Consider the following 15,624-nt stretch of genomic DNA (forward strand, 5'->3'; position numbering starts at 1 on the left):
CCTGTGATCGCCGAGTTCCAGTCCGATGCAACCGAAGTCGAGCACCAAGCGCCGCCGCGGCTCGCGCGTCTTACCCTCTACGGCGTGCTTGGGCTAATTGCGTTCGCGGTCACCTGGGCATCCGTTTCGCAAGTGGAGACGATCGTCACGGCGCAGGGGAAATTGACCACGACACGTCCAAACCTGGTCGTACAGCCGTTGGAAACGTCGGTCATACGCGAGATCCACGTCAAGGCCGGTGATCGCGTCAACCGCGGCGACGTTCTGGCTACGCTCGATCCGACCTTCTCGCAGGCTGATTTCGATCAATTGCGCGGGAAGGTGGCTGGTTTCGATGCGTCGATCGATCGCCTGGGCGCCGAATTGAATGGAACGGAGTATGCCGCCAAGGAGCTCACAAATGCGGACCAAATCCTGCAGGGCAAGTTGTTCTTGCAGAGGAGAGCCGCCTATGAGGCGCAGATCCAGAACTACGACGCACAGATCGCTTCCGCTCGAGCCAATCTGAAGACAGCGCAGGACGAAGAAGCGGTTCTCCTTCAGCGACTCGATACGATGCGTTCTATTGAAGCCATGCGCACGACACTGATGGACAAAGAGGTCGGTTCGAGGCTGAATTTTCTACTGTCTCGCGATGCACGGCTCGAAGTTGAGAGCAATCTGGCGCGCGTTCGTGGCAGTATCGCCGATACGACCCATCGGCTGGACAAGGCCCGTGCTGACCAGAAGGTCTTCGTCGAGGAGTTTCGTCGCGCCACTTATCAGGAAGTGGCGGAGACGCTACCGAAGCGCAATGGTGCAGCAGAGGAATTGAAGAAAGCCGAGCTTCGTCGACAGTTGGTCGTCCTGCAGGCGCCGGCAGATGCCGTGGTGCTGGATATCGCAAACCGTACAGTCGGCTCGGTGGTTCGCGAAGCGGAAATGCTGTTTGTCCTGGTTCCGCGTGACGTGCCTCTTCAGGCGGAGGTCAACGTCGAGGGTCGGGATATCGGTCAGGTGGCGCTTGGACAAGCGGTTCGAATCAAGTTCGAAGCGTTTCCTTTCCAGAAATATGGAACTGCAACGGGGGAAGTCCGCATCATCAGTCAGGACACGTTTTCGCCGGACCCGAAGGCCGAAGGTGCGCGCCGCGCGTCAGCTCCCTATTACCGCGTACTGGTCGATTTGTCGGACACGCACCTTCGGCTGCCGGCTGAGCGCATTCAACTGATTCCGGGTATGGCGGTGACGGCCGAACTGAAAGCTGGCAAGCGCACCGTGATCTCCTATTTCCTCTATCCATTGCTGCGCGGATTGGATGAAAGCATTCGTGAATACTAACCCGGCTTGGAATGGCGATTGACCATGATCATTAGTCCGAATTTTGGGGCGAAGCTCCTAGTGCCCACAGCGGCGGGCAAGCTCTCGCAAAATTCACCGCTCGTGAACTATGCGCTCAACGGGCTGGAACGTTGTTGGTTACCTGAACATCGTCGGTGGTCCCATATTTACCATCTTGATGGACGTTCTTCACCCAACGAGTCGGTACCTAACAGCGACGTATTCTATACTCTCAACGTTTTACTCGGGATGTCGCGCGTCGCTGGAATTCCAAGTGGTATTGATCTGCCGGAAATATTCCATCGCAATGTTCTGTTACTCACGAGGCTCCCGGTGCGCAAGTACGCCTTCGGTATGGCGCTATGGAGCGCCGCCGAGCTCGGCGTTGAAATACCGGAGCCGGTCAAACACCAGCTAAGAGCCATTCTTGCCAATGAGTCCCGGTGGAGGGCTTTCCGTGCGCAGGATCTTGGCATGCTGCTCACGGGGATCGTGGCTCAGGCGAGGGCGGGCGAGAACGAATGGTGGCGCTACGCCATGCCGCTATATCGGTTTTTGAAGGAACGCTTGCACAGCGAATCGGGATTGTTTTTCGATACACCGTTCGGCTTTCGGCGCCGTTTCTCGTCATTTGCAACGCAGACCTATCTCTCGATCGCCTGTTATCAATATGGTGAATTCGCTGGCGATGCTTCCGCGCTTGTCATGGCCGATACTTGTGTGCGCAATCTGATAGCGCTTCAAGGTCCGCAGGGCGAATGGCCCTGGTTTTTCGACGCGCTGAACGGTCGCGTCCTTGATTTTTACGAAGTCTATTCTGTCCATCAGTATGGAATGGCTCCGGCACTGCTGGAATGGGCAGAGCGCTTTGGCCAGAGGGGATCGCGGGACGCCCTGGTCAAGGGATTCAACTGGGTACTCGGCCAGAACCAACTGGGCCGAGCCATGCTCGTGCCTGAACTCAACCTGACCCTCCGCTCGCAGGTTCGCAAAGGTGAATTGACAACGAGGGCGCCCCGGGTATTGCGCGCGCTCAAGAACGCCTGGCTCGGAAAAGGGCCGCGGCTGATCGACGACACTAACGTGGAAGTTCGGCTTGAGTGCCGCAGTTACGAGCTGGGTTGGATCCTGTGGTCATTCGGCCGGCGTACCGACTTGCCGGAGCTGACTCACAATTGTGCCTTTGGCGGCGCCTGACGGAATTGCCGCTTCGCTAACGTTCCAAGCTACGGCGCGCCGGCCTTGTAGGTGTGAGAGCATCGTCATGGCGCGGTGCACTCGGACAGCGCACAATACGGCAATTGCTTTCAGGCGGACGCCGCTACCATGCAGGCGGTCACTGGCAAGCACAGTCAAAGCGTTTGGCGCAACTGATGCGAGGATGAGCAATGCTTGCGCGATCCAGCGCAATCGCCAGAGAGGTTTGCCTTCCGCCATATTGCGATAGTGCGCGATGTGTCGATCCCATTTGGCATAGAGCTCCAGGAGAGAGCCCCGGGAAGGATGGAAGACGATCATCTCAGGGGTGTATCGAAATCGAAGTCCCGTGCGCAGCGCACGCTGCCCCCACTCCATGTCTTCGGCGACGTCAATGCCAGCAAAAGGGCCGACGCGATCGAAATCGCGGCGAGACACCGCCATATTGCCAGTGCCGGAATAGCCGTGGCGCTCGATATAGAGCTTGAAGCGATACGCGAAGACGCTCTCGTAAGCCGCAATGGCGTCAAGCTTTGCGTTTTCCGGCCGCCAAATGCGAACATCACCCCCGAGAACCGTGCCAGCTGGCGACAACTGTGACCATCTCAGCACGCTGCTCAGCCAGTCCTGACGGGCCCGACAATCTGCATCGATGAAAGCGAGGATCTCGCCGCTGGCCGCGGCGACGCCTGCGTTTCGCGCCGGGCCGGGACCTGGATGCGATTCTTGCTGCAGCCGTACACCGGGATGACCAGCGACGACGTCCTTCGGAGGCGTTGCCGAGCCGTTGTCTACCACGATGACCTCGTACGAGTGTCGAGGCAGGGTCTGTGCGTCGAGGCTACGCAAGCATGCTTCCAGCGCGTCAGGTTGGTTGAGGTGGGGAATAATGACCGAGATCATACGTTAATTCCCTATTTAATTTTATGTCGCGCTTGTAGCTTGCTCGTTTGCGCGGTGGCCTTCACTTTCAGCGGGTGCGCGGTATCGATGGCGTATTTAAAACTTGCAATTAAATATTGAATGGGTATTATCTATATAATAATCTTAAATGCAACTTAAATTGCATCGTGATTTCTAGGGAGTAGGTTCCAATGCGCGCATCATTTCTGGGATGTCCCGTCGACCTCCTGACAATGGCCGAAACCGTCGAATTGGCGCGCGGGGCCATGCGTAGCCGCCAGCGGTTGCAGCATGTGGCGCTGAACGTTGCCAAATTCGTCAACATGCGTTCTGACTCCGTGCTCGCGGCCGATGTCGCCAGCAGCGATGTTGTCGGCATCGACGGGATGGGGATTCTCTGGGGCGCCCGAGTGCTCGGGCTCCCGGCGACGTCGCGGGTAGCGGGCGTGGATCTCCTTGCCGAGCTGCTTGCGGTATGTGCGCAGGAAGGGTTCAAGCCCTATTTCCTGGGAGCCACTCCTGCCGTACTGCAACAGGCGATGCAAGCCGCGCGCGAGAGGTATCCTTCACTTGCCTTTGCGGGCTGGCACGACGGCTACTTCAAACGCGAGCAGGAGAATGGCGTTGTCCGGGACATCCGATCCAGCGCGGCCGATTGTCTTTTCATTGGCATGCCGACGCCGCGGAAAGAACGCTTTCTCGCCGCCCATCGCGATGATCTCGGCGTACCCTTTATCATGGGCGTGGGTGGTGCGTTCGATGTTCTAGCAGGCACCGTTCGGCGTGCGCCGGTACAGATTCAGAGGCTCGGCCTCGAATGGCTGTACCGCATCTATCAGGAGCCTGGGCGCATGTGGTGGCGATACGCCACGACGAACACCCTGTTTGCGGGCATCCTGGCGCAGGCCATCGTCAGGCAGGCCCTTCACCACCCGCTTGGTGCGCCCGGCGTCGTTCCGCCGGGGCCGAGCCGGATCGGAGGGTAAGGCGTGCGCAAGCATTTTTTCATCCTTCTGGGAACCCGGCCGGAAGCAATCAAGCTCTTTCCAGTCATCAATCTGCTCAAGGCCGAGAAGAGCAAGGACATTTCCGTGACGATCTGTGCGACCGCACAGCACCGGCAACTGCTTGATCAAGTTCTCAAGCTGGCCAAGGTGGTCCCGGATTTTGACCTGAACGTCATGACGACCAATCAGACGCTGGATCATCTGACCGCCCGGTTGCTCGGACAAATCGGCGAACTCCTTGAAAAAGTGAAGCCCACCAGGGTTATCGTCCAGGGCGACACGGCGACTGCCATGACGGGTGCACTGGCATCCTATTATCACCGTATACCGGTCTCGCACATTGAGGCCGGGCTACGCAGCGGTGACATCTTCGCGCCTTGGCCTGAGGAGGTGAACCGCAAGATCGTCGGCTCGATCGCCGATCAGCATTTTGCTCCGACAGAGCGCGCGGCGCGCGCGTTGCGTTCTGAAAATGTCTCGGATGACCGCATTCACGTTACCGGAAACACGGTGGTGGACGCCCTCATCCTCGCGAAAGCCATGGTCGAATCCGATCCGGGACTGTCGTGCCGCTGGGATGGCATCAAGAAGCGTCACGGCAATCGGCGCATCATCCTGGTGACCTGCCATCGCAGGGAAAACTTCGGCGGCGGCGTCCTTAACATCGTGAACGCGCTGGAGACCATCCTGGAACGGGAGGACGTAGCTGTTGTGCTCCCTGTGCATCCGAATCCGAATGTCCGTGACCTGTTTGCGTCTCGGCTTTCAGACCACCCGCGAGTCGTACTTATTTCTCCTCAGGAATACACGGATTTCGTGAGCCTGCTCTCGCTCTCTTATCTGGTCCTGACAGATTCAGGCGGCGTACAGGAGGAAGCTCCCACTTTCGGAAAGCCGGTTCTGGTGATGCGCGACACGACCGAGCGTCCTGAGGGAGTGGAAGCGGGGACGGCACGTTTGGTCGGTGCGAACTACGATAGGATCGTTGCGGAGACATTTCGCCTGCTCGACGATGATCAGACCTATGCTGCCATGTCGCGTTCGCACAATCCGTTTGGTGACGGGCACGCGAGCGAGCGAATCGTGAAGGTCCTTCTCGATGCATGAATTACAAAAAATCAATGTCCTGGGACTTGGCTATATCGGTCTGCCGACCGCGGCGCTGGTTGCGAGCCGAGGGCTGCAGGTGGTCGGTATCGATACGAACGAACGCATCGTTGACACCGTTGCTTCTGGCAGAATTCACATCGCCGAGCCCGACTTGGATGGCCTAGTTTCCAAGGTCGTGTCGAGTGGTGCCCTCACGACTGCCAGAAGGCCTCAGCCGGCGGACGTGTTCATCATCGCAGTGCCGACGCCGATTGATCACGACAGCCGTCCGGACTTGTCAAGCGTGAATGCCGCAGTCGACTCAATCGTAGATCTTCTCGTGCCAGGCAATCTTGTCATTCTTGAATCGACATCGCCGATTGGGACTACTGAAGCCATCGCAAAGCGGATCCTTGAACGCAGGCCAGAATTGCACATCGGCGTCAACGGCAAGGAAGATGGCGCGATTTACGTCGCATACTGTCCCGAACGCGTGCTGCCGGGACGGATCTTGACCGAGCTTATCAACAACGACCGGTGCATCGGCGGGATTACGCCAACCTGCACGCGGCGTGCTCAGCGGTTCTACAAAATGTTCGTTCGCGGCGCTTGCGTTGGTACTACGGCGCGCGCGGCCGAACTGGTCAAGCTGACGGAAAATGCCTTTCGCGATACCAACATAGCATTTGCCAACGAGCTCTCGCTGATTTGCGACAGGTTCGACATCAACGTCTGGGAGGTGATCGATATCGCCAACCGCCACCCTCGCGTAAACGTATTGCGGCCCGGACCTGGAGTTGGTGGGCACTGCATTGCGGTCGACCCCTGGTTCATCATCGACTCTGCGCCGGACCTCGCGCGCGTGATGCGAACAAGCCGGGAGGTGAATAAAGCCAAAACGCAGAAGATCATCGAGCGCACAGAGGCACTGATCGACGATCACCCCTATGCAAACATTGCTTGTTGCGGACTTACCTTCAAGGCCAATGTCGACGACGTGCGTGAGAGCCCGGCCATGGAGATAGCCACGCATCTCGCGGCAAAATACGGTGAACGGATCAAGATTGTTGAGCCGAATCTGCGCCGTCTGCCGCCTCAATTGGCCGATCATCGTGTCGCATTCGTGAATATCGACGAAGCCCTGCGCAGTTGCGAGATCGCGATTCTTCTCGTCGATCACGACGAATTCAAGATGGTGCCGTTAGCAGAGCGCCGGCACCTCGACGTGATCGATACGCGAGGCATCTGGCAGGATATGCCGGCGCGGACATAACGTATTGCAGCGTAATCCCCAATGGATCGAGGTCAGTATGCGAGATAGCCAAGTGGGAATAGGGGTCGTGGGATACGGCTATTGGGGCCCTAATCTCGTTCGCAACTTCTCGATCAATCAGGACGCTCGCGTCGTCAGCGTCAGCGACCTTGATCCAGGCAGGCTCGGTGCCATAAGGCAGGTTTATCCGGGGGTATCAACTACGGCTCGATATGACGATCTGCTGAAGGACACCTCGATTGATGCAATCGCTATCGCCACGCCGGTGCACACACATTACGATCTGGCAATTGCGGCGTTGAGGGCTGGCAAGCACTTGTTGGTCGAGAAGCCCCTGGCACCAAGCACAGAGCTCGTGTCCCGCTTGATCGACGAAGCGGACCGTCGCGGATTAACGCTGATGGTCGATCATACCTTTCTCTACACACCAGCGGTTCAGAAGATCCGTGAACTCTTGGTGAAGGGAGAGCTCGGAGACGTCTACTACTACGATAGCATACGCTCGAGCCTCGGGCTGTTTCAAAAAGATGTAAATGTGATCTGGGATTTGGCGGTGCACGACATCTCGATCATCAACCATATCCTCGATGAGGAGCCGGTCGCGGTCTCGGCAACGGGCTCGTGCCATGTTGCCGGTTCGCCGGAAAACATGGCCCACATCACATTGTTCTTCCCCAACGCATGCGTGGCCCACGTCAGCGTCAACTGGCTCTCGCCTGTCAAGGTACGCCAGACGTTCATTGGTGGCAGCAAGAAGATGATCGTCTACGACGATCTCGAGCCGACCGAAAAGGTGAAGGTCTATGACAAGGGAATTACCCTTGATAGGCCTCCCGAGAGTGCACATCAATTTCGGATCGGCTATCGCGCCGGCGACATGTGGGCTCCGCATATCTCGCCCAAGGAGGCGCTGCAAACGGAGGTCGAGCATTTTATTGACTGCGTGCGCACCGGCGGACCGCCCATTTCCGGCGGCATGTCTGGGCTGCGAGTGATCGAGGTGCTTGAGGCCGCTTCGCGATCGATCGCCGAACAGGGCAAACCGGTCGCGATCAGGCAGTTGCCGGGCAAGCTACCGGAGCGGGCCCGGGCCACGGCTTAATTGGCAGGTTGGTCGTGGCTGTTCGTTCGCCGAGCCCCCGCGACGGAGTCGCAATGAACTCAGTACAGCGTTCAGTCTTGTTTTCTGCGGCGGACCGCTATGCGGGTCTTGTGCTTTTCCTCGTCTCGACGGCGGTACTTTCGCGTCTGTTGACGCCGGCGGAATTCGGGGTCTTCGCGGTTGTCAATGCGCTCACCGCCGTGATCGCGGCCGCTTTTCAGGAATTTGGGGGCGCGAATTACCTGATTCAGAAACATGAGCTATCGCGCGGGGCTATTCGCACAGCGTTCACTATCACCTGGGCGATCTCACTAGCAGTTGCCCTGATCCTGTTGGCGTCGGCCAACGCCATATCGCAACTCTTTGGGCAGGACAGTCTAAGGCGAGGTATCGAGGTTTCTGCGCTAAACCTTCTCCTTCTACCGGTCTCCGGAACGTTGGCTGCCTTGCTTCGCCGTGACATGCAGTTCGGAACGCTCGCGATCTGCAATCTTGCAAGCAACACGACGATGGCGCTGGTCTCGATCGGACTGGCGGCAATGAACCTCAGCTACATGGCTCCGATCTGGGGTGGAGTGGCAGGGAGCATGGTTCTCACGGCCATGCTGCTGAGCTCGTATCGGGATTTCAGCGTGTTACGTCCTTCGCTGTCCGAATACCGAGACGTCCTCGAGTTCGGTCTCTTTTCCAGCGGCGTCAGTGCCATCAATATCTTCTACAACCTTGCACCCCAGCTCTTTCTTGCGAAAATTCTCGATTTTACGGCCGTCGGTCTCTATAGCCGGGCGATAAACCTGACCCAGGTATTCGACAGGCTCGTCACGCAGGTGCTGAACCCGATCATCATGCCGGCAATCGTGACGAGGCGTGCAGCCGGGGCGGATCTAAGGGGCCTGTATCTTGACGCGGTCCAACTGCTTTCCGCAGTGCAGTGGCCATTCCTCTCGTTCATAGCGATTATGGCAAAACCGATCGTTTTGCTCTGGCTGGGTGAAGCTTGGCTGGAAGTCGTTCCGTTAGTGCGCATCCTTTGCCTTGCAAATCTAGCGTTGTTCGCTGCGTGTCTGACGTATCCTGTATTCGTGGCAGTTGGGCGCGTGCGCGACGCGCTTGTCTCATCATTCATCTCCCTGCCGCCATCGCTTCTTGCCCTTCTGGGTGCGTCCTTCTTTGGCGTGGAGGCAGTCGCAGCGTGCGCCTTGCTAACGTTGCCATTCCAAGCAGCAGTGGCGATTTACTATCTCACTCCGCACCTGGCGCTGTTGCCGGGCCAATTTTGCTGTGCCCTGCTGAAGAGCGGTGTCGTGACGATGGTGACTGCCTCGGGCGCAGCGACCTGTGCGGTGTTGATCGGGACGGGGACTCTTAATCTCATTGTAGGATTTATATCAGCGTTGGTGGTCGCCGCCGTCTGCTGGTTGTGGGGACTGATCGTGACAAGGCATCCTCTGCTGCAGCACCTTCGTCAAGCGGCGGAGGGGCTTGCCGAAATGGCGCCCCGACTGATTCCGTCACGCCCGCTACCGTGAAGGCTTGCCTGACTGACGAGACGAGGAACTGACATGCCAATAAAGGACACCGAGCTTGGCCGCGATGTCCGCATTCTGCATCCGGACCTGGTCAACCTGTATGGTTGCGCCGTTGGTGACGAGAGCAGGATCGGAACCTTTGTCGAGATCCAGGCGGGGGCAAAGGTAGGTGCGCGTTGCAAGATTTCGTCGCACAGCTTCATCTGCGAGGGCGTCACGATCGAGGACGAGGTGTTTGTAGGGCATGGCGTGATGTTCACGAACGACAAATTTCCCAAGGCAACAACCGCGGATGGTCGTCCTCAGCAAGCTTCGGACTGGACACTGCAGCGCACTCATGTCGGCAGGGGGGCTTCCATCGGCTCGAACGCCACCATTCTGTGCGGTGTGACGATCGGCGCCGGTGCCTCCGTGGGCGCGGGGGCGGTGGTGACGAAGGACGTTTCGCCCGGCAGCATCGTCGCGGGAGTGCCCGCTCGGGTTTTGTCTGCGGCCGAAACCGCCGTCTCGGGCGATCGTGGCTTGTCAGAGACGCCTCGCAAACCATTTTAAACCGCGGTATATATATCTAAATTTAATGCTTGATTAAATGCAATATCACTAGTTAATTGGCTTATAATGTTGGTCCCAACAAAAGGTCTTGTGTCTTGATACCTTTCCTGGATCTGAAAGCCCAATATAGCGCGATCAAGCCGGAAATCGACGCGGCGGTCGCGAGAGTCGTCAGCAGCGGGCACTTTGTGCTTGGCCCCGAGGTAGCTGTCTTCGAGGAGCGCTTTGCGGAGTATTGCAGGGCTGCCCATTGCCGCGCGGTGAACAGCGGAACTTCGGCGCTTCACCTTGCCTTGTTGGCGGCCGGCATCGGACCCGGTGACGAAGTCATTACGGTATCCATGACGTTCGTCGCGACAACCGCAGCCATTCTCTACAGCGGCGCGAGGCCCGTGTTTGTCGACGTTGACCCGCTAACATGGACGATGCATCCCGGCTCGATCGAAGCTGCGATAACACCACGAACCAAAGCGATCCTGCCGGTCCATCTCCACGGGCTGATGGCCGACATGGATCCGATCATGGAGATCGCGAGTCGTCACGGTCTGGTCGTTATCGAGGACGCCGCGCAGGCGCATGGCGCGGAATACCGCGGACGTCGCGCAGGCTCGATTGGCGATGTGGGATGCTTCAGCTTTTACCCCGGCAAGAATCTTGGAGCGTTTGGCGAGGGCGGGGCCATCGTAACCAATCGGCCTGAATTGGCGCGCCGGGTGTCGATGCTGCGGGATTGGGGACAGGAGACGAAATACAATCACGTCATTCCCGGATACAACTATCGCATGGACGAAATTCAGAGCGCGATATTGAACGTCAAGCTGGACTACATTGAGCGCTGGACGGAAGCGCGTCGGTCGCTCGCTGACAAATACAATGCACTGCTGTCTGATCTCCCATTCGCTCGTCCCCAACCGCCCCGGTACGCCCGTCACGTGTATCACGTCTATGCGGTCAGATCGCCGCGCCGCCATGAGGCGCTGACGCTATTGCGTGACGCCGGCATCGCAGGGGGAATCCACTATCCCGTTCCGGTGCACCTGCAGACGGCATACGCAGAACTCGGCTATCGTGCTGGTGATCTTCCCGTCACTGAGATGCTGGCGAACGACTTCCTCTCTCTACCAATTTATCCGGAATTGCTGCCGGAGCAGGCGGTCGAAGTTGTCTCCACATTGAGGAACGCTGCGGCACGGCGGCCTAACGGAGTGGTCAGCGACCGAGCAGAAGATCCACAAAACGTCATGACATGGTCGCACAACAGGAGAGCGTCTTGATTGATCTCAAGGGAAAGCGCGTTCTGGTCACCGGCGGGGCGGGATTCATCGGCTCCCACATCGTTGATCTGCTCTGCGACGAGGGCTGTATCGAGATTGTTGCCATAGACAACATGATAAGAGGCCGGCCGGAAAATCTCCGGCGCGCGCTCGGGCGTGGGCCGGTGAGATTGGTTCATGGCGACATACGCGACCGCAAGCTGATGGATGCGCTGGTCAAGGCTGCCGATATCGTCTTTCACCAGGCCGCACTCCGCATCACTCATTGTGCGGCCGAACCACGCCTTGCCAAGGAGGTCATGGTGGATGCCACGTATGACCTGCTGGAGCTATGCATCAAGTACGATATCCAGAAGATCATCGCAGCGTCGTCGGCGTCCGTGTATGGCATGGCCGAGGAGTTTCCGACGACCGAGCGGCAGAATCCGTACAACAACCGAACTCTCTATGGAGCCGCCAAGGCGTTTAACGAAGGCCTCCTGCGGGCGTTCAACGATGTATGCGGCCTCGACTATGTGGCCTTTCGGTATTTCAATGTCTACGGCAGCCGGATGGACCTCCACGGACGGTATACCGAGGTCTTGATACGCTGGATGGAGCGGCTGGAGGCCGGATTGACTCCGATTATCTTTGGTGACGGCCAACAGACCATGGACTTCGTTCACGTCCGCGACATCGCCCGCGCCAACATCCTAGCGGCCAGGTCGAAGATCACCGATGAGGTCTTTAACGTTGGAACCGGCACTGAGACCAGCCTGGCGGAGCTGGCTACGATGCTTGCGTCTGTGATGGGACGCCGCGGCCTGACACCCGAATTCGGGCCGGAACGCTCGGTTAATCCAGTGCCGCGCCGGCTGGCATCGACCGGTAAGGCAGAGCGTTTGCTGGGTTTCCGCACCACCGTTTCTCTGGAGCAGGGGCTCGCCGAACTCGTGAAATGGTGGCGATCCGAACGCGAACTCGCTGCGGACTACCAGCGCCAGGCGGCGGCATCGTGATTCCGATCGCGCTGCCGCTGCTTGCGGACGAAGAAGCCGACGCTGCGCGCGCGGTCGTGCTGTCGGGCTGGGTGTCGCAAGGTCCGCAGGTGGCGGCGTTTGAGCGCGAGTTCGCTACGTTTGTTGGCGCGCCGTACGCCTGTGCCGTCTCCAATTGCACCACCGCCCTGCAACTCGCCTTGGCAGCGTTGAATATCGGCACCGGCGACGAGGTGATCACTGTCAGCCATTCCTTCATTGCGACCTCGAATGTCATCCGACATCAGGGCGCCACTCCGGTTTTTGTCGATATTGATCCGGAGACCTACAATTTGGATTGCGCTCGGCTGGCAGAAGCCATCACCGAGCGCACGCGCGCGATCATCGTGGTCCATCAGATGGGCATGCCGTGTGATATGGCAGCGCTCATCGCCGTGGCGCGACACCACGGGATCGCGGTGATCGAGGACGCGGCCTGTGCCGTTGGATCGCAGATCCGGATGAACGGCGAATGGGAGCCGATCGGCAAGCCGCATGGAGACATTGCCTGCTTTTCCTTTCATCCACGAAAGGTGATCACGACCGGCGAGGGTGGGATGCTCACCACCGCGGATGCCGAGCTTGATCGCAAGTTCAAGCTGCTGCGCCAGCACGGTATGAGCGTTCCGGATACAGTGCGTCACAACTCGTCGTCCGTAATCTTCGAGGAGTACGTCGTTCTTGGCTACAACTACCGAATGACCGATATGCAAGCTGCAATTGGACGAAGGCAGCTCGAGCGGCTTCCAGAACTGGTGGCACGCCGGCGAGCGGTCGCCGCTAAGTATTCCGAACAGCTGGGCAATCTGGACGGTCTGCGGTTACCGAGCGAACCGGCGTGGGCCAGATCCAACTGGCAGAGCTATTGCGTGCGTCTCCCTGACCGCCTCCACCAACGCATTGTTATGCAACATTTGCTCGATAAGGGCATTGCGACCCGCCGCGGTATCATGTGCGCCCACCGTGAGCAGCCCTATTCGAGCCTCACCCAGGGGCAGGATCTGCGTCAATCCGAACTCGCCCAGGATCGGTCGATCTTGCTGCCCATTTATGCACAGATGGACCTGGAGGATACCTTGAGGGTGGCCGCTGCGGTGCGGGCAGAGTTGGAACGATGATCTCGGGGACCGCCGATCAAAAGGCATTGCGGCTTTTGGTCGTGATCGCGAGCTATGGGACGGCCAATAGCGCTTACCTCGATCGAGTGATCAGCGAGTACCAGTCCATGTCGTTCGACGTGGACGTCGTGATCATATCCAACATTGACAAGAAGCCAGCCGCAGACATCGAGTGTGTCGTTGGTCTTCCCAATAGGAATCCATGGTCGCTCCCGTTCGCGCACAAGGAGTTGTTTGCAGCGCGAGTTGATCAGTACGATCTTTTCATCTATTCCGAAGACGATATCCTGATAACTGAAAGGAATATCAGGGCATTTCTCGATGTGACTTCAGTCTTGAATGAGGACGAAGTTGCCGGACTAATGCTCGTCGAGAAAGCGTCAAACGGCGAGCTGAATTATCCGCAGGCCCATGGCTCTTTCCACTGGGACTGTACGTCGGTAAAGATCAGGGGAAATTACTACCTTGCTCATTTTACCAACGAGCATGCCGCCAGCTATGTGCTCACGCAGCAGCAGCTTGCGAGAGCAATTGCGTCCGGTGGGTTTTTGGTCGGACCTCACGAAGGCAAGTACGATCTGCCGTGCACTGCTGCGACCGATCCATACACGCAGTGTGGTTTCAAGAAGTTGATACCTATTTCCAGTATCGATGATTTCTCGGCCCACCATCTACCGAACAAATATATCAACCGGCTCGGCGTCGATCGCCAGCAATTGGATGCACAACTCTCCGTTCTGATGCAGATCGCGCGTGAGGGAAACAACGCGGTTCCGCTATTCAGTGCCGAGACGAAGCTCTGGCATGGCATGTATTCAAAGGACTATTACGAACCGGCCAGGGATGAAGTGTTGTCCGGCGTACCGAAGAGCGCAGCCGTATTATCGATTGGATCCTGCTCCGCTGCAAACGAGCGCCGACTGCTGGAGAGAGGAAACCGCGTGGTGGCTGTGCCCCTCGACCCCGTTGTGGGCAACGGCCTGGCCCAGCTCGGGGCCGAGGTGGTGTTAGGGGACGTCTTGACGGCGAGAGCGAAAATTGCAGCCGAGCGATTTGACCGGCTGCTTCTCGTCGATGTTTTGCAATTCGTCCGCGATCCGGTACATCTGCTTAGGCTACTTGTCGATCTCTTGGCTCCAGACGGGAGGGTAATCATAAGTGTGCCTAATCGACCGTCTCTTCGTTACGCCTGGGAATGCGCGAAGACCAGCAACGTCTTTCAACACTGGGGGAGCTTCGAGGCCGTTGGGATCCACAACACGACGGCCGGAAAAATTCAAGGCTGGTGTGCGGGGGCCGGTCTGGCGATCGAGAAGATCGAAAGGTGCGCTCCGCATCGAATCAGTCCAATGTTGCAACTCCTGTCCCCCATAATTGCATCCAACCTTGTTGCGACCGCCACAAGGCAGGAATCGCGAAAGCGGTTCTTCCGCGAAGATCACGGAATGGAGCAAATGGAGGTTTCCAGAGGGAGCGTCGTTCAATGAGCTTGGAGGCCGCCAAAAGGATTGAAGTCGGTGAGATGCAGCGACACGATGGTGCTCCGCAGGGCTCGGCTGCAAAGAACTACTATAGCCGCTCTCGTCGCGAGATTCGATCGTTGTTGCCCGGCCGCGCCTCTCGGATACTCGAAGTAGGACCTGGCGCAGGCTTCACTCTGATCTGGCTTAAGTCGATCTACCCCGCTGCCACGACATGCGGAGTCGAGCTCAATCCAGCACTTGAGGCCGACCTGCAAGAGCATGCCGATGTCGCGATCATCGGAGACATCGACCATTTGATATCGCGGGTGGCAAGCAAATTTGACCTGATCTTATTGCTTGATGTCCTTGAGCATGTCCCGGATCCAACTCGTACGCTTCAGGCCATCACGAGAAACCTTCTCGTGGATAGTGGGCGCGTGATTGTTTCCGTTCCGAACATTGCGCATCTGAGCGTGACACTTCCCCTGCTTTTCCAGCGTCGATTTGAATACGCAGATTCGGGAATCCTTGACCGCACCCATTTGAAGTTCTTTGTTGAAGATACCGCCGTCAAGCTTCTGAACGATTCAAATCTGATAATCAAAGATGGTCTGATTACAGGCCTTGAAGGTCCAAAATCCAAGATGTTGGATGGACTTACCCTCGGGTTCCTGACCCATCACTTGGCAAAGCAATACATTATGGCGGGTGAGCCGATTGGTGAACTTACCACGCAGCCGAAGATCAATTGGAAGAAGGCCGACTGACGGGATAGCGGGGG

Annotated in this window: 14 protein-coding genes; 13 read left to right on the forward strand and 1 reads right to left on the reverse strand. The window is 57.9% G+C overall.

The features are described from left to right. The first annotated feature begins 3 nt into the window (after positions 1-3). A complete protein-coding gene (locus IVB28_RS11735; RefSeq protein ID WP_247526354.1) occupies positions 4-1,320 on the forward strand; it encodes an HlyD family type I secretion periplasmic adaptor subunit in 1,317 nt (438 codons plus the stop codon). A gap of 24 nt (positions 1,321-1,344) precedes the next feature. Next, positions 1,345-2,517 carry a hypothetical protein gene (locus IVB28_RS11740; RefSeq protein ID WP_247528520.1) on the forward strand — a complete coding sequence of 391 codons (1,173 nt, stop codon included), beginning with the start codon at positions 1,345-1,347 and terminating at the stop codon, positions 2,515-2,517. On the opposite strand, the gene IVB28_RS11745 is transcribed toward IVB28_RS11740, so the two are convergent. After that, positions 2,455-3,420: a glycosyltransferase gene (locus IVB28_RS11745; protein ID WP_247526355.1), complete on the reverse strand. Its 966-nt coding sequence runs from the start codon at positions 3,418-3,420 to the stop codon at positions 2,455-2,457. The genes IVB28_RS11740 and IVB28_RS11745 overlap by 63 nt on opposite strands. A gap of 233 nt (positions 3,421-3,653) precedes the next feature. Between IVB28_RS11745 and IVB28_RS11750 the strand changes: the two genes are divergently transcribed. From IVB28_RS11750 to IVB28_RS11800, 11 genes are all read left to right on the forward strand, one after another. After that, positions 3,654-4,406 (forward strand): WecB/TagA/CpsF family glycosyltransferase, encoded by a 753-nt coding sequence (locus IVB28_RS11750; RefSeq protein WP_247526356.1) that lies wholly within the window; start codon positions 3,654-3,656, stop codon positions 4,404-4,406. A 3-nt stretch (positions 4,407-4,409) separates the two neighbouring features. Continuing rightward, entirely contained in the window at positions 4,410-5,534 is a 1,125-nt protein-coding gene (gene wecB, locus IVB28_RS11755; protein ID WP_247526357.1) for a UDP-N-acetylglucosamine 2-epimerase (non-hydrolyzing), read from the forward strand. Continuing rightward, positions 5,527-6,789, forward strand: a complete 1,263-nt coding sequence (gene wecC / locus IVB28_RS11760) for a UDP-N-acetyl-D-mannosamine dehydrogenase (RefSeq protein ID WP_247526358.1) — start codon at positions 5,527-5,529, stop codon at positions 6,787-6,789. The genes wecB and wecC overlap by 8 nt, the downstream gene beginning before the upstream one ends. 37 nt (positions 6,790-6,826) lie before the next feature. Continuing rightward, the gene (locus IVB28_RS11765; protein ID WP_247528521.1) at positions 6,827-7,891 is read left to right on the forward strand and encodes a Gfo/Idh/MocA family oxidoreductase; all 1,065 of its coding nucleotides are present in this window, start codon (positions 6,827-6,829) and stop codon (positions 7,889-7,891) included. A 53-nt stretch (positions 7,892-7,944) separates the two neighbouring features. Then, on the forward strand, positions 7,945-9,420 hold the full coding sequence (locus IVB28_RS11770; RefSeq protein ID WP_247526359.1) for an oligosaccharide flippase family protein: 1,476 nt from the start codon (positions 7,945-7,947) through the stop codon (positions 9,418-9,420). A 33-nt stretch (positions 9,421-9,453) separates the two neighbouring features. Then, on the forward strand, positions 9,454-9,972 hold the full coding sequence (locus IVB28_RS11775; protein ID WP_247526360.1) for an acyltransferase: 519 nt from the start codon (positions 9,454-9,456) through the stop codon (positions 9,970-9,972). A 95-nt stretch (positions 9,973-10,067) separates the two neighbouring features. Further along, positions 10,068-11,246: a DegT/DnrJ/EryC1/StrS family aminotransferase gene (locus tag IVB28_RS11780; protein WP_247526361.1), complete on the forward strand. Its 1,179-nt coding sequence runs from the start codon at positions 10,068-10,070 to the stop codon at positions 11,244-11,246. Further along, entirely contained in the window at positions 11,219-12,244 is a 1,026-nt protein-coding gene (locus IVB28_RS11785; protein ID WP_247526362.1) for an NAD-dependent epimerase/dehydratase family protein, read from the forward strand. Before IVB28_RS11780 ends, IVB28_RS11785 begins: the two co-directional genes overlap by 28 nt. Beyond that, positions 12,184-13,380 (forward strand): DegT/DnrJ/EryC1/StrS family aminotransferase, encoded by a 1,197-nt coding sequence (locus IVB28_RS11790; RefSeq protein WP_247526363.1) that lies wholly within the window; start codon positions 12,184-12,186, stop codon positions 13,378-13,380. The genes IVB28_RS11785 and IVB28_RS11790 overlap by 61 nt, the downstream gene beginning before the upstream one ends. Then, positions 13,377-14,867, forward strand: a complete 1,491-nt coding sequence (locus IVB28_RS11795) for a methyltransferase domain-containing protein (protein WP_247526364.1) — start codon at positions 13,377-13,379, stop codon at positions 14,865-14,867. The genes IVB28_RS11790 and IVB28_RS11795 overlap by 4 nt, the downstream gene beginning before the upstream one ends. After that, entirely contained in the window at positions 14,864-15,610 is a 747-nt protein-coding gene (locus IVB28_RS11800) for a class I SAM-dependent methyltransferase (protein ID WP_247526365.1), read from the forward strand. Before IVB28_RS11795 ends, IVB28_RS11800 begins: the two co-directional genes overlap by 4 nt. Positions 15,611-15,624: the final 14 nt, after the last annotated feature.

Source organism: Bradyrhizobium sp. 199, from assembly GCF_023073355.1.
In the GTDB taxonomy this organism is placed as follows: Bacteria; Pseudomonadota; Alphaproteobacteria; order Rhizobiales; family Xanthobacteraceae; genus Bradyrhizobium.

Excerpts from the sequence above, each read along its gene's own strand:
- IVB28_RS11740 (WP_247528520.1), top strand. The coding sequence starts at position 1,345 with ATGATCATTAGTCCGAATTTTGGGGCGAAGCTCCTAGTGCCCACAGCG.
- IVB28_RS11745 (WP_247526355.1), bottom strand. The coding sequence starts at position 3,420 with ATGATCTCGGTCATTATTCCCCACCTCAACCAACCTGACGCGCTGGAA.
- IVB28_RS11750 (WP_247526356.1), top strand. The coding sequence starts at position 3,654 with ATGGCCGAAACCGTCGAATTGGCGCGCGGGGCCATGCGTAGCCGCCAG.
- wecC (WP_247526358.1), top strand. The coding sequence starts at position 5,527 with ATGCATGAATTACAAAAAATCAATGTCCTGGGACTTGGCTATATCGGT.
- IVB28_RS11765 (WP_247528521.1), top strand. The coding sequence starts at position 6,827 with ATGCGAGATAGCCAAGTGGGAATAGGGGTCGTGGGATACGGCTATTGG.
- IVB28_RS11770 (WP_247526359.1), top strand. The coding sequence starts at position 7,945 with ATGAACTCAGTACAGCGTTCAGTCTTGTTTTCTGCGGCGGACCGCTAT.
- IVB28_RS11775 (WP_247526360.1), top strand. The coding sequence starts at position 9,454 with ATGCCAATAAAGGACACCGAGCTTGGCCGCGATGTCCGCATTCTGCAT.
- IVB28_RS11785 (WP_247526362.1), top strand. The coding sequence starts at position 11,219 with ATGGTCGCACAACAGGAGAGCGTCTTGATTGATCTCAAGGGAAAGCGC.
- IVB28_RS11790 (WP_247526363.1), top strand. The coding sequence starts at position 12,184 with ATGGTGGCGATCCGAACGCGAACTCGCTGCGGACTACCAGCGCCAGGC.
- IVB28_RS11795 (WP_247526364.1), top strand. The coding sequence starts at position 13,377 with ATGATCTCGGGGACCGCCGATCAAAAGGCATTGCGGCTTTTGGTCGTG.
- IVB28_RS11800 (WP_247526365.1), top strand. The coding sequence starts at position 14,864 with ATGAGCTTGGAGGCCGCCAAAAGGATTGAAGTCGGTGAGATGCAGCGA.